18 protein-coding genes are annotated in these 19137 nt (G+C 72.1%); 13 read left to right on the top strand and 5 right to left on the bottom strand.

Annotated features, from left to right (window positions below; all coding sequences use genetic code 11):
- Positions 1-130: 130 nt before the first annotated feature.
- The 9 genes from fbaA to QA802_RS22735 all read left to right on the top strand — a co-directional run bounded on the left by fbaA (position 131) and on the right by QA802_RS22735 (position 10220).
- Positions 131-1162 (top strand): class II fructose-bisphosphate aldolase, encoded by a 1032-nt coding sequence (gene fbaA / locus QA802_RS22695; RefSeq protein ID WP_319170898.1) that lies wholly within the window; start codon positions 131-133, stop codon positions 1160-1162.
- An 81-nt stretch (positions 1163-1243) separates the two neighbouring features.
- A complete protein-coding gene (locus QA802_RS22700) occupies positions 1244-2710 on the top strand; it encodes an MFS transporter (RefSeq protein WP_319170899.1) in 1467 nt (488 codons plus the stop codon).
- 132 nt (positions 2711-2842) lie between these two features.
- Positions 2843-3256, top strand: coding sequence for a DUF3151 domain-containing protein (locus QA802_RS22705; RefSeq protein WP_319170900.1), 414 nt, complete (start codon positions 2843-2845; stop codon positions 3254-3256).
- Positions 3257-3462: 206 nt separating this feature from the next.
- On the top strand, positions 3463-4308 hold the full coding sequence (locus QA802_RS22710) for a tryptophan 2,3-dioxygenase family protein (RefSeq protein WP_334525748.1): 846 nt from the start codon (positions 3463-3465) through the stop codon (positions 4306-4308).
- Positions 4301-5485, top strand: a complete 1185-nt coding sequence (gene kynU, locus QA802_RS22715; RefSeq protein ID WP_334525751.1) for a kynureninase — start codon at positions 4301-4303, stop codon at positions 5483-5485. The genes QA802_RS22710 and kynU overlap by 8 nt, the downstream gene beginning before the upstream one ends.
- 312 nt (positions 5486-5797) lie before the next feature.
- Positions 5798-6682 (top strand): alpha/beta hydrolase, encoded by an 885-nt coding sequence (locus QA802_RS22720; protein WP_334525753.1) that lies wholly within the window; start codon positions 5798-5800, stop codon positions 6680-6682.
- 120 nt (positions 6683-6802) lie between these two features.
- A complete protein-coding gene (locus QA802_RS22725) occupies positions 6803-8215 on the top strand; it encodes a sensor histidine kinase (protein WP_443042164.1) in 1413 nt (470 codons plus the stop codon).
- Entirely contained in the window at positions 8212-8880 is a 669-nt protein-coding gene (locus QA802_RS22730) for a response regulator (RefSeq protein WP_319170904.1), read from the top strand. The genes QA802_RS22725 and QA802_RS22730 overlap by 4 nt, the downstream gene beginning before the upstream one ends.
- 122 nt (positions 8881-9002) lie before the next feature.
- A complete protein-coding gene (locus QA802_RS22735) occupies positions 9003-10220 on the top strand; it encodes a cytochrome P450 (protein WP_334525756.1) in 1218 nt (405 codons plus the stop codon).
- Here the strand turns inward: QA802_RS22735 and QA802_RS22740 are convergent.
- Together QA802_RS22740 and QA802_RS22745 are read right to left on the bottom strand one after the other, a co-directional pair.
- Complete coding sequence (locus tag QA802_RS22740) at positions 10203-10475, bottom strand: hypothetical protein (RefSeq protein WP_334525759.1); 273 nt, start codon at positions 10473-10475, stop codon at positions 10203-10205. The genes QA802_RS22735 and QA802_RS22740 overlap by 18 nt on opposite strands.
- 197 nt (positions 10476-10672) lie before the next feature.
- Positions 10673-11539 carry a diacylglycerol kinase family protein gene (locus tag QA802_RS22745; RefSeq protein ID WP_334525762.1) on the bottom strand — a complete coding sequence of 289 codons (867 nt, stop codon included), beginning with the start codon at positions 11537-11539 and terminating at the stop codon, positions 10673-10675.
- 206 nt (positions 11540-11745) lie between these two features.
- Between QA802_RS22745 and QA802_RS22750 the strand changes: the two genes are divergently transcribed.
- The 4 genes from QA802_RS22750 to QA802_RS22765 all read left to right on the top strand — a co-directional run bounded on the left by QA802_RS22750 (position 11746) and on the right by QA802_RS22765 (position 15005).
- Positions 11746-13029, top strand: a complete 1284-nt coding sequence (locus QA802_RS22750; RefSeq protein WP_319170908.1) for an adenylosuccinate synthase — start codon at positions 11746-11748, stop codon at positions 13027-13029.
- 864 nt (positions 13030-13893) lie between these two features.
- Positions 13894-14157, top strand: coding sequence for a hypothetical protein (locus QA802_RS22755; protein WP_334525765.1), 264 nt, complete (start codon positions 13894-13896; stop codon positions 14155-14157).
- Positions 14154-14567, top strand: coding sequence for a PIN domain-containing protein (locus QA802_RS22760; RefSeq protein WP_334525768.1), 414 nt, complete (start codon positions 14154-14156; stop codon positions 14565-14567). Before QA802_RS22755 ends, QA802_RS22760 begins: the two co-directional genes overlap by 4 nt.
- Before the next feature lie 144 nt (positions 14568-14711).
- Positions 14712-15005, top strand: a complete 294-nt coding sequence (locus QA802_RS22765; protein WP_334525771.1) for a DUF3303 family protein — start codon at positions 14712-14714, stop codon at positions 15003-15005.
- Positions 15006-15039: 34 nt separating this feature from the next.
- Here the strand turns inward: QA802_RS22765 and QA802_RS22770 are convergent, their stop codons facing one another.
- The 3 genes from QA802_RS22770 to QA802_RS22780 are packed head-to-tail and all read right to left on the bottom strand — an operon-like array spanning position 15040 to position 19015.
- Positions 15040-15690, bottom strand: a complete 651-nt coding sequence (locus tag QA802_RS22770) for a putative DNA-mimic protein (protein ID WP_334525774.1) — start codon at positions 15688-15690, stop codon at positions 15040-15042.
- Positions 15691-15749: 59 nt separating this feature from the next.
- A complete protein-coding gene (locus QA802_RS22775) occupies positions 15750-18317 on the bottom strand; it encodes a glycosyltransferase (RefSeq protein ID WP_334525777.1) in 2568 nt (855 codons plus the stop codon).
- A complete protein-coding gene (locus QA802_RS22780; protein WP_319170912.1) occupies positions 18314-19015 on the bottom strand; it encodes a GntR family transcriptional regulator in 702 nt (233 codons plus the stop codon). Before QA802_RS22780 ends, QA802_RS22775 begins: the two co-directional genes overlap by 4 nt.
- Positions 19016-19137: the final 122 nt, after the last annotated feature.

A 19137-nucleotide genomic window follows, 5' to 3' on the forward strand; every position in this document is an offset into this window, starting at 1 on the left:
CGCCCTGTGGACAGGGCCTGGACCATTCGTGCAGGTCTGGAAAGATGGGGCCGACAACGGCGTCGAACCCCAAGGTCTAGGTCAGGGCCGCAGCACGCATAACCCGACCGCACAATCAAGGAGCCGACAGATGCCCATCGCAACCCCCGAGGTCTACAACGAGATGCTCGACCGGGCGAAGGCAGGCAAGTTCGCCTACCCGGCCATCAACGTCACCTCGACGCAGACCCTGCACGCGGCGCTGCGCGGCTTCGCCGAGGCGGAGAGCGACGGCATCATCCAGATCTCCACGGGTGGCGCCGAGTTCCTGGGCGGCCAGTACAGCAAGGAGATGGTCACCGGTTCGGTGGCCCTCGCCGAGTTCGCGCACATCGTCGCCGAGAAGTACCCGGTCACCGTGGCGCTGCACACGGACCACTGCCCGAAGGACAAGCTCGACGGGTACGTGCGTCCGCTGCTCGCGGTCTCCGAGGAGCGCGTGAAGGCGGGCCGCAACCCGCTGTTCCAGTCGCACATGTGGGACGGCTCCGCCGAGACCCTCGCCGACAACCTGGCCATCGCGCAGGAGCTGCTCGCCCGCGCCGCCGCCGCGAAGATCATCCTCGAGGTGGAGATCACCCCGACCGGCGGCGAGGAGGACGGCGTCTCGCACGAGATCAACGACTCCCTGTACACGACGGTCGACGACGCGGTGCGCACCGTCGAGGCGCTCGGCCTGGGCGAGAAGGGCCGCTACCTGCTGGCCGCGTCCTTCGGCAACGTCCACGGCGTGTACAAGCCGGGCAACGTCGTGCTCCGTCCCGACCTGCTCAAGGAGCTGAACGAGGGCGTCGCCGCGAAGTACGGCAAGCCGGCCGGCTCCCAGCCGTTCGACTTCGTCTTCCACGGCGGCTCCGGCTCCACCGCGGAGGAGATCGCGACCGCCCTGGACAACGGCGTCGTCAAGATGAACCTCGACACGGACACTCAGTACGCCTTCACGCGTCCGGTCGCCGACCACATGTTCAGGAACTACGACGGTGTCCTGAAGGTCGACGGCGAGGTCGGCACCAAGAGCACCTACGACCCGCGCACCTGGGGCAAGCTGGCCGAGGCGGGCATGGCCGCCCGGGTCGTCGAGGCCACGCAGCACCTGCGCTCCGCGGGCCAGAAGATCAAGTAACACACCGCACCCGCACCGCACCGGGCCCGGCGTTCGTCAGCATCCTGTCTGACACGCCGGGCTCGCTGTATACCTGGGGGCATGCCCGACGTCCGGCTGGCCTCACCCCGCGGCAGATGGATCCTGCTGACCACGGTGCTCGGCTCCAGCATGGCCATGCTGGACTCGACCGTCGTCAACGTGGCGCTGCCGCGCATCGGCCGTGACCTGGACGCCGACCTCGCCGCCCTGCAGTGGACCGTCAACGCGTACATGGTGACGCTGGCCGGGCTGATCCTGCTCGGCGGCTCCCTCGGCGACCGCTACGGGCGGCGCAAGGTGTTCGTGGTGGGAGTGGTGTGGTTCGCCGTCGCTTCACTGCTGTGCGGGATCGCGCCGAACGCGGGCGTGCTGGTCGCCGCACGGGCGCTGCAGGGCGTCGGCGGGGCACTCCTCACCCCGGGGTCCCTCGCCCTCATCCAGGCGTCCTTCCACCCCGACGACCGGGGGCGGGCGGTGGGACTGTGGTCCGGGTTCGGGGGCGTCGGCGCGGCCGTCGGGCCGTTCCTGGGCGGCTGGCTGGTGGACGGTCCGGGCTGGCGGTGGGTGTTTTTGCTGAACGTGCCGCTGGCCGCGGTGTGCGTGCCGGTGGCGCTGCGGCACGTTCCCGAGTCGCGGGACCGGCTCGCGCACGGCCGGTTCGACGTCCTCGGCGCGTCGCTCGGGGCGCTCGCCCTCGCGCTGGTGACGTACGCGCTGATCGAGGCCCCGGGCGGTTCGCCGGCCGTCGTGGCGGCGGGCGGCGCCGGGGTGGCGGCCGGGGTGGCCTTCGTCGTCGTGGAGCGGCGGCGGCCGGACCCGATGATGCCGACGGACGTCTTCGCCTCCCGCCAGTTCACCGCCGTCAACCTGGTCACGCTGTGCGTGTACGCGGCGTTCGGCGGCTTCTTCTTCCTGTCCGCGGTCCAGCTGCAGACGGTGGTCGGCTGGTCGGCCCTCGGCGCCGGCACGGCGCTGCTGCCGACGACCGTGCTGATGCTGCTGCTGTCCGCGCGCTCCGGCGAGCTGGCCGAGCGGATCGGGCCGCGCCTGCCGCTCACCGTCGGGCCGCTGCTGTGCGCGGCCGGGATGCTGCTGATGCTGCGGGTCGGGCCGGACGCCTCCTACGTCGCGGACGTGCTGCCGGCGGTGCTCGTCCTCGGCGTCGGCATGGTGACGCTGGTCGCCCCGCTGACCGCGACCGTGCTGGCCTCGGTGGACGTCGGCAGGGCCGGTCTGGCCAGCGGCGTCAACAACGCGGCGGCGCGGGCGGCGGGCCTGGTCGCGGTCGCCGCGCTGCCCCTGCTGACCGGCATGGGCCCGGAGACGTACCGCTCGGCGGACGCCTTCGACGAGGCGTTCGGGCAGGCCATGGTGATCTGCGCGGCGGCGCTGGCGGCGGGCTCGCTGACGGCGTTCCTCACCGTGCGGCGGCCGCCGCCGGACTGCCGCAGGCCGGAGTGCAGGACCCACGGCAGCGTCCTTGCCCCGCCGCTGGAGGGGCAACGGTCGCGCAAGCGCCTCGGGTAGGGGACACCGGGTCAGCGCGGTAGGGGATTCCGGTCAGGCGCGCGGTAGGGGATTCCGGTCCGGGACATCCGGGGACACCGGGTCCGCGCACGGGCGTCTGGCGTGGGGCGGGGAGTGGAGGAGACTGGAGCCATGTCGATTCACGAGAACCTCCTCGGGGGCCCGCCCCCGACCCACCTGCCCGACGACCCCGAGCCGCGCGAGCTCCTCGCGAACGGGACGGCGCCCGCCGACGTCGCCGCGAAGTACCCGACGTCCTCGCTGGCCTGGGCCCGGCTCGCCGACGACGCGTTCGAGCGGGGCAGTGTGGTGGAGTCGTACGCGTACGCCCGTACGGGGTACCACCGCGGCCTCGACAGCCTGCGCCGCAGCGGATGGAAGGGGCACGGACCGGTGCCCTGGGAGCACGAGCCGAACCGCGGCTTCCTGCGCGCCCTGCACGCCCTCGCCCGCGCCGCGCAGGCGATCGGCGAGCAGGAGGAGCACGAGCGCTGCTCGCAGTTCCTCAAGGACTCCTCCCCGACGGCCGCCCAGACCCTGGGCTAGACCCGGGGCTGGCCCCGGGGCCAGCCCCTGGGACAGTCGATCACCTGCGCGTTCGTCCGTGTGTTCGAGCGCAGCCCGTCCGGTGTGACCGGACGGGCCTTGCGTTTTCGGGATGCTGTTGCGCACTATGTGGCCGTGGGGACCGGGGCCCCCGTGTCGGTAACGGCAGGGGCGGACCGCTACCCGGAGCACAACAGGAGACAGCGATGTCCCAGCAGGCTCAGCCCGACGAGGCTTCGGAGCCCGAGACCCCGCATCTCGACTTCGCCGGCACGACGCCGTACGAGGACTACGTCAAGGCGGACGTCCTCACCCACCTCCAGCAGACCCTCTCCGACGATCCCGGAGAGATGGTCTTCCTGGTCACGACCCAGGTGATGGAGCTGTGGTTCACGGTCATCGTCCACGAGTGGGAGACCGCGGCGCAGGCGCTCCGCGAGGACCGGGTGCCGGTGGCCGTCGACGCGCTGAAGCGTTCGGTCCGTGAGCTGGAGGCGCTGAACGCCTCCTGGCGGCCGCTCGCCCAGCTGACCCCCGCCCAGTTCAACTCGTACCGCTCGGCGCTCGGCGAGGGCTCCGGGTTCCAGTCCGCGATGTACCGCCGCATGGAGTTCCTGCTCGGCGACAAGTCCGCGTCCATGCTGGTCCCGCACCGCGCCGCGCCGCGCGTGCACGCCGAGCTGGAGAAGGCGCTGCACGAGCCGAGCCTGTACGACGAGGTGCTGCGGCTGCTGGCCCGGCGCGGCCACGCGATCCCCGCCGCCGTCCTGGAGCGGGACGTCTCCCGGCGCTACGAGCCCTCGGCGGAGGTCGAGGCGGTGTGGACGGCCGTGTACGCGGGCGACGAGTCCGACGAGGTCGCCCGTCTGGGCGAGGCGCTGACGGACGTCGCCGAGCTGGTGTGGCGCTGGCGCAACGACCACCTCGTCGCCACCCGCCGCGCGATGGGCGCGAAGGCCGGCACCGGCGGTTCGGCCGGCGTGGCCTGGCTGGAGAAGCGCGCGCAGAAGAACGTCTTCCCCGAGCTGTGGACGGCGAGGTCCCATGTCTGACCTCGCCCGCACCGCAGAGCAGTTGGACGCGGGCGACGAACTGGCCGTCAAACGCGCCCAGTTCGTGCTCGACGACGGCGTGTACCTGGACGGCAACTCGCTGGGCGCGCTCCCGCGGTCCGTCCCCGGCCGTGTCGAGGACGTCGTGCGCCGCCAGTGGGGCACCCTGAAGATTCGTTCCTGGGACGAGAGCGGCTGGTGGACGGCGCCCGAGCGGATCGGCGACCGGATCGCCCCGCTGGTGGGGGCGGCGGCCGGGCAGATCGTGGTCGGCGACTCGACGAGCGTCAACGTCCTCAAGGCGCTGGTGGGCGCGGTGCGCCTGGTGGACGACGCCCGCGACGAGATCCTCGTCGACGCCGCCACCTTCCCCACCGACGGCTACATCGCCGCGTCGGCGGCCCGGCTGACCGGCCGCACGCTGCGCCCGGTGCACCCGGGGGAGGTCCCCGGGGCGCTGTCCGGGCGCACGGCCGCCGTGCTGCTCAACCACGTCGACTACCGCACCGGCCGGCTGCACGACCTGCCCTCGCTCACCGCCGCGGTGCGCGCGGCGGGCGCGGTCTCGGTCTGGGACCTGTGCCACAGCGCGGGCGCCCTGCCGGTCGGCCTCGACGAGCACGGTGTGGACCTCGCGGTCGGCTGCACCTACAAGTACCTGAACGGCGGCCCCGGTTCGCCGGCCTACCTGTACGTCCGGCACGGTCTCCAGGACCGTTTCGACTCCCCGCTGCCCGGCTGGAACTCGCACGCCGAGCCGTTCGGGATGCGGGAGGCGTACGAGCCGGCGGCGGGTGCGGCGCGAGGGCGCGTCGGCACCCCCGACATCCTGTCGATGCTCGCGCTGGAGGCGGCCCTCGAGGTGTGGGACGGCGTGTCGATCGCGGCGGTGCGCGCCAAGTCGCTGGCGCTGACGGACTTCTTCCTGGAGTGCGTCGCCGCCTATGTCCCCGAGGGGCGGGTCGAGTCGCTGACACCGGTGCGTCACGAGGAGCGCGGCAGCCAGGTGGCGCTGCGCTGTGACGACGCCGGCGACGTCATGAAGCGGCTGATCGAGCGCGGGGTCGTCGGCGACTTCCGCAGCCCGGACGTGCTCCGGTTCGGCTTCACCCCGCTGTACGTCGGGTTCGCGGACGTGGAGCGGGCGGCGCGGACGCTGGCGGCGGAACTGGGCTGACCTGACGGACGCGGCAGCGGCAGCGGAAAGCGGACGCGGACGCGGGAGACGCCGGCGTGGAAACCGGGTCGACCCGGCGGAGCGCCCCGGTCGGCTGATGAACCGGCCGGGGCTCCGGGGCGTACCTAGGGGTACGCCCAGGGGTTTCCCGGCGGGCGGGCCTGCCGGGGTGACGGAACAGCAGAACCGTTTACCTCTCACCGTGCGTGACATCCGCGTGTCCGCGCACGTCACGGGCCTGATACCGTCCCGGCCAACGGCCGAATTCTCTCCTGGTCCGCCAAATCTTCTTCGCCGCTGAGAGGTTGGAGCATGCCGGACGACGTTGTCGCAGCCCGGGCCGCCGCCGAGGAGGCGTCGGCCTTCGCGCATCCGCCCGTCGAGCCCGACGTCATCACCGCGTACGGCGATCACCCCGACCAGGTGATCGACTTCTACGTCCCGCGGGTACAGGCGGGCCCGGGCGGTCCCGTTCCGCTCGTCGTCGTGCTGCACGGTGGAGCATGGCGGGCGCCGTACGACCGGCGGCACATCACGCCCTTCGCGGACTTCCTGGCGCAGCGCGGCTTCGCCGTGGCCAACGTGGAGTACCGGCGGGGCGCCGAGAGCCCGGCCCCGGAGGGGACATCCCCGATCGCGGGGCGCTGGCCGGACACCTTCGACGACGTCGCCGCCGCCCTGGACGCGCTTCCCGGCCTTGCCCGGACGGCCGTGCCGCAGGCCGACGCGCGCCGCACGGTGCTGACCGGCCACTCGGCCGGCGGCCATCTCGCGCTGTGGGCGGCCGCCCGGCATCTCCTGCCCGTCGACTCCCCGTGGCGCACCGGTGACCCGACCTCGCTGCGGGGCGTCGTCGCGCTGGCTCCGATCGCCGACTTCGCGGTCGCCGGGAAGCTGGATGTGTGCGGCGGTGCGACCCGCCAACTCCTGGGCGGCGACGAGTACTTCGAGGAGCGGCGGACGTACGCCGATCCCGCGCTCCTGTTGCCCACGGGCGTCGCGACGACGCTGGTCCAGGGCCGCGGCGACGACGTCGTCCCGCAGGCGGTCGCCGAAGCGTACGCGGACGCGGCGGCGAAGGCGGGCGAGGTGGTGGGCCTGACCCTCCTCGAGGACGTCGGCCACTTCCCGCTGATCGACCCGGCGGCGGACGCGTGCGCGGTGGTGGCGGAGGAGATCGCCCAACTCGCGTGGTGAGGACGTGAGGTGCGTTCACGGCCTCCCGCTCCCTCGGACGCGTAGTACTTGAGGGGGATCCACCGGGACCCTTCTCACTGGTGACGACCGCGCCCCCGCGATGCACCTACCGTCTTCCTCGTGACCGAGACGACGCAGCCGCACACCACGCAACCCGGCGACCCGGACGACTCCTTCGAGGCCTACCGGCCGCGCAGCCCGGAGTTCCGGGCGGCGATGGACGCCCTGCGCGGACTGCGGACGGACCTGTTCCACGACGCCTTCGCCTACCGCCCGCTGCCCCGCAAGGAGAAGGCCGGCCCGCTCGCCCGCAAATGGAAGGGCCGCAAGCGCGAGTACGCGGCCTGGTCCCGGCACGCGACGGTCGGGGCGGGCGGCGCGCTGGCCGCGCTGACCGCCTTCGCCGACGGCGGCAGCGGCATGCTGGGCTTCCTGACCGGCCTGCTCGTCCTGGCGCCGGTGCTGATGACGCTGGTACGGCCGGTCGGCGCGTTCTGGCTGTCACTGGCCTCGACCTCTGCGGTCGCCGTGATCGGCACCACGTACGGCAACTGGCCGTGGCTGCCCGGCAGTTACGTCTCCCACCTGGTGGTGCTCACGGTCGTGGCGATACGCACCCGGCCGCGCACGGCGGCATGGATGTGGCTGCTCACGGCGTTCTACGGCTTCTTCGCCGAGACCGTCTTCGGCTGGGACCACTACGCCACGAACACCGCGTCCATGCTGGTCTTCTCCGCGATCCTGCTGCTCGCCGTCACCGTGTGGCACATCCGCCGGCAGGCCGAGCAGGAGGTCACGGCCCAGCAGACGGTGACCGCGCACGAGCGGTCCCGGCGCACCCTCCTGGAGGAGCGCACCACGATCGCCCGTGAGCTGCACGACGTGGTCGCCCACCACATGTCGGTGGTCGCCATCCAGGCGGAGGCCGCCCCCTACCGGGTGGAGAACCCGCCGCCGGAGCTGGAGAAGGCCTTCGCGACGATCCGGGAGAACGCGGTGGCGGCGCTCACCGAGCTGCGCCGGGTGCTGGGCGTGGTCCGCGCCGAGGACTACGACGTCCCGGACGCCCCACAGCCCACGCTGGCCGAGCTGGACGCGCTCCTCGCCAACGTGCGGGGGGCCGGTCTGGAGGTGGAGAAGGCGGTCACGGGGGCGGTGCGCGAGCTGCCGCAGGGGGTGGAGCTCTCGGCGTACCGGATCGTCCAGGAGGCCCTGAGCAACACGCTCCGCCACGCGTCGGGCGCGAGCGCCCGGGTGGAGGTCGGGTACGTTCTGGGCGGGCTCGGCCTGCGGATCGTCAACGGCGCTCCGCCCAACCCGACCCTGATCAAGCCCTCGCCCGGCGCCGGGCACGGCATCACGGGCATGCGGGAGCGGGTCACCATGCTGAACGGCGAGATGACGGCCGAGGCGACACGCGAGGGAGGGTACGAGGTGACGGTGTTCCTGCCGGTGCCGGTGTCTGTGCCGGCGGCCACGGAGTCCGCCGCCGCCGACGCCGCCCGGTCCTCTGCGGGCGGGGGTGGAGCATGACGATCCGGGTACTGATCGCCGACGACCAGATGATGGTCCGCGAGGGCTTCTCGGTCCTGCTGAACGCGATGCCCGACATCGAGGTGGTGGGCGAGGCGGTGAACGGCCGGGAGGCGGTGCACCGGGTGCGCGAGCTGGCGCCCGACGTGGTCCTGATGGACATTCGCATGCCGGAGCTGAACGGCATCGAGGCGACGCGGGAGATCGTCGCGGCGGACGGCACGGCGAAGGTCCTCGTCCTGACCACCTTCGACCTGGACGAGTACGTCTACCAGGCACTGCGCGCGGGAGCCTCCGGCTTCCTCCTGAAGGACGCCTCGGCCCGCCAGTTGGCGGACGGCGTGCGGGTGGTGGCGGCCGGCGAGGCGCTCCTCGCCCCGTCCGTCACCAGGCGTCTGATCACGGAGTTCTCCAAACTCTCGGACACCCCTGGGGCGGTCCGCGCGGCCGTCCAGGCGTCCTACGGCGACCTGACCGAACGGGAGACGGAGGTCCTCGTCCTCATCGCCCAGGGCCTGTCGAACTCGGAGATCGCCGAGCGGCTGGTGGTCGCGGAGTCGACCATCAAGACGCACGTGAGCAGAATCCTGGTGAAGCTGGGCCTGCGCGACCGCACCCAGGCGGCGGTGTTCGCCTACGAGGCGAGACTGGTGACCCCGGGATGACCGCCTTGCGGGTCCGCGCCCCCGGCCTTCGCCCCCGGTCTCCGGCCGAGCAGCGTACGGTCAGGCCCCCCTGGTCAGGACCCCCCTGGTCAGGACGCCGGTGCACGGGCTAGCGTCCGTCCATGGCAGCAGCTGACGACCTCTCGTTCACCCCCTGGGACCCCGCGTTCCTCGCGGACCCGTACCCGGCGTACGCAGAGTTGCGGGAGCGCGGGCGGGTGATCTTCTACGAGCCCACCGGTCAGTGGCTCGTGCCGGGCCACGCGGACGTGTCGGCCCTGCTGCGGGAGCGGCGACTGGGGCGGACGTACCAGCACCGGTTCACGCACGAGGACTTCGGGCGGACCGCGCCGCCCGCCGAGCAGGAGCCGTTCCACACGCTGAACGACCACGGGATGCTCGACCTGGAACCGCCGGACCACACCCGGATCCGGCGGCTGGTGTCGAAGGCGTTCACCCCGCGCACGGTGGAGCGGCTGAAGCCGTACGTGCACAGGCTGGCCGGCGAGCTGGTGGAGGGGCTGGCGCGGGCGGGCGGCGGCGACCTGCTGAGCGACGTCGCCGAGCCGCTGCCGGTGGCCGTGATCGCGGAGATGCTGGGGATCCCGGAGGCGGACCGGGGGCCGCTGCGGCCCTGGTCGGCGGACATCTGCGGGATGTACGAGCTGAACCCGTCCAAGGACACGGCGGCGAGGGCGGTGCGGGCGTCCGTCGAGTTCACCGCGTATCTGCGCGAGCTGATCGCCGAGCGGCGCAAGGAGCCGGGGGACGACCTCATCTCAGGGCTCATCGCTGCGCACGACGAGGGCGACCGGCTGACCGAGCAGGAGATGATCTCGACGGCGGTGCTGCTGCTGAACGCCGGTCACGAGGCGACCGTCAACGCCACCGTCAACGGGTGGTGGGCGCTGTTCCGCAACCCGGAGCAGCTGGCCGCGCTGCGCGCCGACCACTCGCTGGTGCCCTCCGCCGTCGAGGAGCTGATGCGGTACGACACCCCGCTGCAGCTCTTCGAGCGGTGGGTGCTGGACGACATCGAGATCGACGGGGTCACCGTGCCGCGGGGAGCCGAGATCGCCATGCTCTTCGGCTCGGCGAACCACGATCCCGCGGTGTTCGCCGAACCCGAACGGCTGGACCTCACCCGGGCCGACAACCCGCACATCTCCTTCAGTGCGGGCATCCACTACTGCATCGGCGCGCCACTGGCCCGCATCGAGCTCGCCGCGTCGATGACGGCCCTGCTGGAGCGGACCCCGACGCTGGCCCTGGCGGCGGAGCCGCGACGCAAGCCGAACTTCGTGATCCGGGGTCTGGAGGGCCTACCCGTCACCGTCTGATCTGCCGCGCGGCGCGTGCCCGCGGCGCCGCTCCCGCCGCTCCCGCCGCTCCCGCCGGTCGTGGAGGAGGCCGGCGATCGCCGTGTAGGCGAGGACCGGCAGGGCGGCACCCGCGAGGAACACCAGCGGCAGCTCGGTGCCCAGCACGCTCAGATCCATGCCCTGCTGCTCGAAGCCGTTGCCGAGGTGGATCCGCGTGCGGTCCGAGGAGAGCCACAGGGAGACGGCCGTCAGCCCGGCCGCCGCCGAGATCACGCACCCGCCGCACCCCACCGCTCTTCGCCCCATGCACCCAGAGACGCCCCAGGCTCCGCCCCGGTTCGCCGTCGGCCAACGGCCATGGCCCCGCCGGCCACTACCGCCGCAGACGAAGCCACCGTCACAAGCACCGCACCCGCCACGAGCACCGCACCGGCGGCAAGCACCGGCACCGGCGGCAAGCACCGGCACCGCTACCGCACCGGCAGCATCAGCCCCAGGGCGCCTTCCCGCACGGTCCACGTCCGCCGCCGTACCGGGCCGGCCACCGCGGCGTCCGCCCGGTAGTGGAAGTCCGCCCCCGAGACGGTCACCGTCCGGCCGTACGCCTGCAGCGGCGCCCCCTCCGCGCCCACCGACGACGGCCGCACCACGACCTCCGCGGTCCCCGAGGCGCGGGGCGTCACCGACACCGTCTCCACCGGCTGGTCCAGGTCGACCAGGGTCGCCCCGTCCACCTCGACCCGCAGCCGGGCCGGGCCGTGCGGGAGCGGGGCGGCGACGTCCGGCCGGGCGGGCCGCCGGGAAGACCGGGAAGACCGGATGGGGGCGAGGGTGCGGACCAGCGACTGAAGCCAGGGCCGCCCCGAGGGATCCGGCGGCAGGACGTCCCACGCCGTCGGCAGCGCGGGGATCCGCAGCGACCCCAGCACCACCCCGTCGCTGTCGTCGACCAGCAGGTCCAGCCGCCGCTCGGCCCCGTCCAGGACGGCCCGTGCCGCCGCGACCGCGCCCGTGGGCACGCCCAGGGCGTGCGCGACGGACAGGGAGCCGCCCACCGGCACCACCGACAGCACGCACTCGGCCAGCGCCCGCTGCCGGTGCAGGAGTGCCACCGCCCGGGTCAGCGCACCGTCGTCGCCGACGACCACCGGCCGCCGCGAGCCCCGCCGGGCCAGCGCCCTGGCGAATTCCTCCGGGTCCTCCGGCAGGCACACCTTGGTGCTGGCCGCACCCGCGCTGAGCACGTCTTTCGCGATCCGCACGGACTCCCCGTCCGTGCGCCGGGCGACCGGATCGATGATCACCAGCAGCTGATCGGACGTCGCGAAAGTCGCCACCTCGGTCTTGCCTCGCTTCCTCGGGTAGCATCTTTGTGCAAGAGCCCCTTGCGCTATTGCGCCAGGGGCTTCGTCTATTCCGGGGCATCCGGGTCCGACAACGGGCGACCAACGACGGTCGCGGCGCTCGCGGTGAACGCGGTGGAACGATCCATCACGTACGCCCCTGACCTTGGACATGCCCCACCCGGAAGGGGTGTACGCGCGTGCCCGCACTTGTGCTGCTCGGTGCTCAGTGGGGTGACGAAGGCAAGGGAAAGGCCACCGACCTGCTCGGTGGCTCGGTGGATTATGTGGTGCGTTACCAGGGTGGCAACAACGCCGGCCACACGGTCGTCGTGGGCGACCAGAAGTACGCACTCCACCTGCTCCCTTCCGGAATCCTGTCCCCCGGCTGTACGCCGGTCATCGGTAACGGTGTCGTCGTCGACCCGTCGGTCCTGCTCTCCGAGCTGAGCGGTCTGAACGAGCGCGGCGTCGACACGTCGAAGCTGCTGATCAGCGGCAACGCGCACATCATCACTCCGTACAACGTGACTGTCGACAAGGTGACGGAACGCTTCCTCGGAAAGCGCAAGATCGGCACCACCGGCCGGGGGATCGGTCCGACTTATGCCGACAAGATCAACCGGGTCGGCATCAGGGTCCAGGACCTGTACGACGAGTCCATCCTGACGCAGAAGGTGGAGGCGGCGCTCGACGCCAAGAACCAGCTGCTGACGAAGCTGTACAACCGTCGCGCGATCGCCGTCGACCAGGTCGTCGAGGAACTGCTCGGCTACGCGGAGAAGCTCGCTCCGTACGTCACCGACACGGTCCTCGTCCTCAACCAGGCGCTGGACGACGACAAGGTCGTCCTCTTCGAGGGCGGGCAGGGCACGCTCCTCGACATCGACCACGGCACGTACCCCTTCGTCACCTCGTCCAACCCGACCGCGGGCGGCGCCTGCACCGGCGCCGGCGTGGGCCCGACGAAGATCAGCAGGGTCATCGGCATCCTGAAGGCCTACACGACCCGCGTCGGCTCGGGCCCCTTCCCGACCGAGCTCCTCGACGAGGACGGCGAGGCGCTGCGCCGGATCGGCGGCGAGCGGGGCGTGACCACCGGCCGCGACCGGCGCTGCGGCTGGTTCGACGCGGTCATCGCCCGCTACGCGACCCGCGTGAACGGCCTGACGGACTTCTTCCTGACCAAGCTCGACGTCCTGACCGGCTGGGAGCAGATCCCGGTCTGCGTGGCGTACGAGGTCGACGGCAAGCGCGTCGAGGAACTGCCGTACTCGCAGAGCGACTTCCACCACGCGAAGCCGATCTACGAGAACCTGCCCGGCTGGTCCGAGGACATCACGTCGGCGAAGTCGTTCTCCGACCTGCCGAAGAACGCCCAGGCGTACGTGAAGGCGCTGGAGGAGATGTCCGGCGCCCCGATCTCCGCGATCGGCGTGGGCCCGGGCCGGGACGAGACGATCGAGATCAACTCGTTCCTGTAGTCCCGGCGGCGGTACGTGTCGGCTGCGGGCCGGTCCTGGACACTCTGGACCGGCCCGCAGCCGCATCGCCCCGGTGACCTGCCCCCGGTTTCGACCGGGGGTTTTTTGCGTGAACCCCCGGGTTTCTCGGCCCGGTTCCCCAACGCGGGCCCGACGGCGGTCTTCTGACGGACGCCGTTTCACTCCCCGGAGTGAACTACGCGAACTTCTGCCCGGTATGCACCGGTTCAGTTTTGCTCTCGTCGCTCTGTGTGCCTCTACAGTCACGACACCCAGAGAAACGCCCCCGCGGTGCGCCAACACCCGGGGGCTCGACACCCCGAGGAACACACTCCGGATGCGCATTCATCGTACGACGCCCACGCCCGCGGTCTCCGTCTTCTCCAACGCCCTTGTCCGCCACGGGAGTCCGTCCCGGCGCGCGGTAGCCGTACTGGCGTACCTCTTCGGCCCTCCGCGCGGCGCCCACGCCATGGCTCGGACCCTCGCCGCGAGAGGCGAGGCGGACGGCGCCCGGATCGTCGCGGCCCCGCGTGACCTGGACGAATCCCGGTATCCGCGGCGGGCGGTGCGACGGGATCCGCCGGGGCGTCGGTTTTCCGGGGAGTGCGGGGTTTTCGACACCGCGTACGACGGCGAACCCCCGTCGGGTGAACCCGAAAAAGTTCAGGCCCGGGCCTCCGACGTGTCGCCGACGCAGGCCCCCACGGCGGCCGCAGGGCTCGCACTTCGCAAGCCCTCACGACCTTCTGCAGACCACCGGCCGCACGTCCGTGACGTGCCGGGTTTCCAGTAACCGGAAGGAACACGATGACAGCATTGCTCGAACGGGCCGAAGCGGTATACTAGAGGTATACTGTGGTCATGGCTGACACCACCGTCAAGGTCGACCCCGCCGTCCGTGACCGCCTCATGGTGCTCGCCCGTGAGCGCGGGATGACCATGCGCGACCTGATCGCCGAACTGGCGGGGGCCACGCCGACGCAGGAGGAGCTGCGCAAGCGGTACGAGGAGACGAAGGCGTACTGCGAAACGCACTTCGGCGTGACGCTCACCGACGAGGATCACGACCGGGTGGAGAAGGTCTGGCAGGACCTCGAGGCCGGCCGTCCCGTGGACGGCCTGTGAGCGCCGCGAGGGCCGGTTCGACCGGCGTCGTCTTCGACGAGTCGGCCCTGCTTGCGCTGGGCTCGGGGAATTCGCTCGCCTCGCAGTTCGTGGCGAACACCGAGCACGGACCGACCCGGCACGTGTATGTGCCAGCTCTCTGCCTGGCCGCCGCCGACGGGATGCGTAGGGGACTGGCGGAACACGTCGGCTCCCTGCCGGCCGTCGAGATCGTCGAGTTGGACTTCGCGGCCGCGTCCACGGTGGGGGCGCTGCTCCGTGACGGTGTGGAATGGCGGCTCGGGCACGCGGTCCACCTGTCCCGGCCGACGGTCGACTGGCCGGACGGACGGCATGTGTTGACCGTGGACCCGGACCTGTACGCGGAGATGCCCCTCGTCCGCACGATCAGGTTGCCGCGCCAGCGGTGACCGCAGGGAGGTGTCCGCTCGTGTCACCGGGCGGACACCTCCCTCAGCCCCTCCCTCGGCCCCTCCCTAAGAAAGGGAGAAATGCCGCATACGGGACTACTCTGAGGGTGACATCCGTGTGCCGACCAGAGGAAGGTGACAGCGATGCGCATGATGCTCAGGGCGTCCATGGACACCGAGAAGGCGAACGAGGCCATCCGGAACGGGACCCTCACGAAGCTGATCCAGGAGTCGGTGGAGCAGATCAAGCCCGAAGCGGCCTACTTCACCTCCGACCACGGCAAGCGCACGGCCTTCTTGGTCTTCGACATGGAGGACAGCTCGCAGATGCCCGTGCTCAGCGAGCCGTTCTTCCTCAACCTCGGGGCCGAGATCACCTACACCCCGGTGATGAACATGGAGGACGTGCAGAAGGGGCTGTCCCAGCTCGGACGCTGAGCCGACCCGCGGTCGGTGCCGGTGGAGCGGCGGCTCAGCTGAAGACGATCATCGACCCCTGCGCCAGACTCCGCGTCGCCGCCGCGTGCAGCCCGAGCCACACATGCCGCTCGCGTGCGAAGGGGCTGGGATCGTACGGCGCCGGAACAGCCGGCTCCTCCAACTCCGTCGGTCCGGTGGGCGGTTGGGGAGCCGCCGGGGGATTGGCCGGATCGATGCCGATGGACGGGGCCACGAACTCCAGTTCCCGCAGCAGCGACTGCGCGGAGCCCAGCGGGCCGCCGCCCGCGAGGAGTTCGTCGTTCGACAGCGGCTGCGGGAAGTCCACCGGGACGTACGCGCCCGCGTGGTCGTAGTGCCAGACCAGGTGGGACTGCTGGGCCGTCGCCTGGAACATCTCCAGCAGCTGCTCGTAGTCGCCGCCGAGCTCGTCCACCGGCGTCACCGGCAGCTGGCACACCTGGAGCAGGTAGGCGCGGCGCAGGAAGTGCAGGGCGTCGTAGTCGAAGCCCGCGACCGGGGCGACCTCGCCGGACAGGCCCGGCATGTACTGGTACACCGGCACCGGTGGGAGTCCCGCCTCCGCCAGCACTTTGTTGTACTGGGCGAGTTCGTCCGCGAAGGGGTTGTCGGGGGTGTGGCACAACACGTCGACGAGCGGCACCAGCCACAGGTCACAGGCCAAAGAGAGCTCCTCACTCAGTGCGTTGACCGGTCAGGGAAGACTAGTCGGTGCGGCACGCGTCAGCTCCCCTCGTGCAGATCCCATACCCACACTCCGGCCACCCGCCTCCCCGGACGGCCGACCAGTTCGTCCACCGTCTCACGCAGCCGGTCCACGTGCCGTCGGGGGACCAGCACCAGCGCGCCCGCCCGCCAGTACGCGAAGTCCTCGCGGGCCTTCGCGCGGGCCTGCGCGTCGACCACCGGGACCACGCCGCTCTGGCGCACGTCGCGCAGCAGACTCGCCGTGAAGCGCAGCGGGACGCCGTAGACGCCGGTGCGGTCGCCGTCTCCGTAGGGGCCGTTGAAGTAGCCGCCGGGCATCCGGAAGCCGAGGCCGGACGCCGTCTGCCAGTGCAGGGCCTCGGCGTCCTCCGGTTCGGCGAGCGGCACCGGAACCAGCGTCTCGCCGGGCCGGACGTACGCCTTCCACGCGCCGTCCGCGAAGAAGGCGGGCGTCTCGGCGCGCGGCTCGGACCTCAGCGGCGCCGGGACGAGGGGGAGCAGGGCGACGCAGACGGCGAGCAGCCCGGCGTACTGGGTGCCGAGCCGGCGGGCGTGGGCCAGCCGGTCGACGGCAAGGGCGAGCAGCATGCCGAGCGGCGGGGCGCAGACCAGCGCGACCCGGCTCTCGATGACCGACTCGAAGAGCGGGAGGCCGGCGAGGGGGGCCCAGGGGCCGGGCACGGTGACGCCGGTGAGGGGCACGGCGACGCGGGCGCCGAGGGACAGCACCGCCGCGGCCGCCGCCGTGCAGGCCAGCGCCTTGACCGCGGGCCGTCGCCACAGCAGTGCGGTGATCGCCAACGCGAGCAGGACCAGCGGCCAGCCGTAGAAGGCGTTCTGCTCGGTCGCGTTGAGGGAGAGCGCGTCGGCGCGGGCGGCGTCGCCCGCGATCAGCGAGCGCTCGGCGAACGAGAGCAGCCCGCGCAGCGAGTTGGCGACCCCGGGCGCGGTGCCGTGGTCGATGCTCGTGTAGCTCTGCGGTCCGGAGAACTGCCAGGCCAGCGGATAGAGGACGAGGGGGAGGCAGACGGCGGCGGCCACCGCCAGACCCTTCAGCAGCGGGCGGGCCGTCGTGCGCGCCACGTCGGGGCGCGCGGCGGCGTAGGCCACGGCGAACAGGAGCATGCCGAGGACGGCGAGCAGCAGCGCCTCCTGGCCCAGGAAGAACTGGTAGGCCGTCATCAGGCCGAGGACGACCGCGTCGCGGGCGGTCCGTTGACCGGTCGTCAGCCGCAGGGCGCGTTCGATGATCGGCGGGATCATGAAGAGGACGACGAAGTTCGGGTGGGCGTTGGCGTGGCTGACCATCGGCGGGGCGAACGCGGCCAGCGCGGCCCCGGTGAACGCGGCCGCCCGCTGGGTGACGAGTCGCCGCACGATCAGCCGGTACCAGGCGACGGCGGTGGCGGCCAGGCCGAGCGTCGTCACCAGGCTGAGCGCGACGGCCGGCCCGAACAGCAGGGTCACCGGCGTCAGCGGCACCGACAGGCCCGGCATCGTCGTGTTGGCCATCAGGTTCACGCCGCCGGGGAAGCCCTGGAGGTCGGTGAGCAGGGGATTGCGCAGGTGGGCGATGTTGTCGGCGGTCACCGCGAAGAACCACTCCCACTGGTTCTGGTCCTGGAGGGAGTCGGTGAGGTAACGGTGCGCCGGGTCGAAGAAGCGGCCTGAGAAGAGGACGACGGACATCGCGAGGAAGAGGACCGCGGCCAGGACGTCCGCGGGTCTCGGCGCGGGGAGGCGCAGCCGGACGAGGTCGCGCAGGAAGCGGAGGTAGTCCGTCGGGCGGACCTTCGAGCCGGGCTGGTGCGACCAGTGCACGGGGACCTCGGCGACCGGCCAGCGCGCCTGCCGGAAGTGGCGCAGCACCTCCACGTCGATGGCCCAGCCGTCGAGGCGGGAGGCGGCGAACGCGGTGCGGGCCTTGTCGCCGTCGAACAGCTTGAACCCGCACTGGGTGTCGTGCGTCCCGGGCAGCGTCGTCCGGCGTATGAGCAGGTTGCCGGCCGCGCCGAGGAGTTCGCGCAGCCGGTGCTGGCGGCTGCCGAGGGTCGCGCCGGGGACGGCCCGCGAGCCGATCGCCGCCGCGTGTCCGTCGGCGAGCGCCCGCTCCAGGCGCGTCAACTCCTCGACGGGCGTGGCGAGGTCGGCGTCCGTGACCAGCACCCGGCGGCCCCGGCTGGCGGCGACGCCGAGGCGCAGCGCGTGGCCCTTGCCCCGGCGGCCCGTGCCGGAGCCGGTGACGAGCCGGACGCGCGAGTCGCGGCGGACGGTGACGAGTTCGCGGGTGGCGTCGGTGGAGCCGTCGTCGGCGACCACGATCTCCCAGCTGCCCCAGTGGCTCCCGGGGGCGTCCAAGTGGCGGCTGATCGCGTCCAGGGTGGGGCCGAGCCGTCGTTCCTCGTTGTAGGCGGGGACGACGACGGACAACTCGACGGCCGGGACGGCGGACGGCGCGATGGCGGGCGTCGTGCCCGGGACGGCGGACGGCGCGATGGCGGGCGTCGTGCCCGGGGCGGCGGACGGCGCGGTGGGGGAGTGGCCGGCCGGGGGGTGGCCGGCCGGGGCGTCCGCCCGGCTCATTCCGCCGCCAGCCGCTCGAGCAGGGCGATGGACTCGTCGTTGTACGCGGCGAGCATCCTGCGGGCGGTGGCGCTGTCGCGGCGGTACAGGGCGTCGACGAGTTCGGTGTGGCCGGACCACAGGAACCCGCGCAGATCGCTCACCCTGCGCAGATGCTGCACCGTGCACACCCAGGACTGCACGCGCAGCCGGTGCAGGAAGTCGGCGAGATAGACGTTGCCGAAGAAGGCGCTCAGTTCGCGCCAGAAGCGCAGGTCGTAGCCGATGAGGACGGTGAGGTCGCCGGCGGCCGCGGCCCGTCGCGCCTCCTCGCCGCGCCGGCGCACCCCTGCGATGGCGGCCGCGGTCCGCGGCTCCTCGAAGTCCCGCCCGTCCTGGCGGCCGTTGTCGAGGGCGCTGAACATGCCCTCGATGATCAGGTTGCGGGCCTCGATCATGCCGCGGTAGTCCTCGACGGAGTACTCGTGGACCCGGAAGCCCCGGTGCTGGTCGGCGTCCAGGAGGCCCTGCGCGGAGAGGTCGACGAGCGCCTCCCGGACGGGGGTCGCGGAGACGCCGTACTGCTCGGCGATCTCCTTCACCGTGAACTCCTGCCCGGGCTGCAGCCGTCCCGACAGCACCTCGTCGCGAAGCGCGTCGGCGATCTGCTGGCGCAGGGTGCTGCGCGTCACGGCGCCGTTGCCGGTGCTGCCGGGCATGGTCGAGGCGTCTCCTCGTCGGGTGCGGAAAAGCGGCGTGGTCGTCGTTATGTACGAGCACGCCAGCTTACGCGTTCGACGAAATCAAGCCCCTTCCGGGAACTGCGGGAATTCCGCCCGGA

This window comes from Streptomyces sp. B21-105 (genome assembly GCF_036898465.1).
GTDB lineage: Bacteria > Actinomycetota > Actinomycetes > Streptomycetales > Streptomycetaceae > Streptomyces.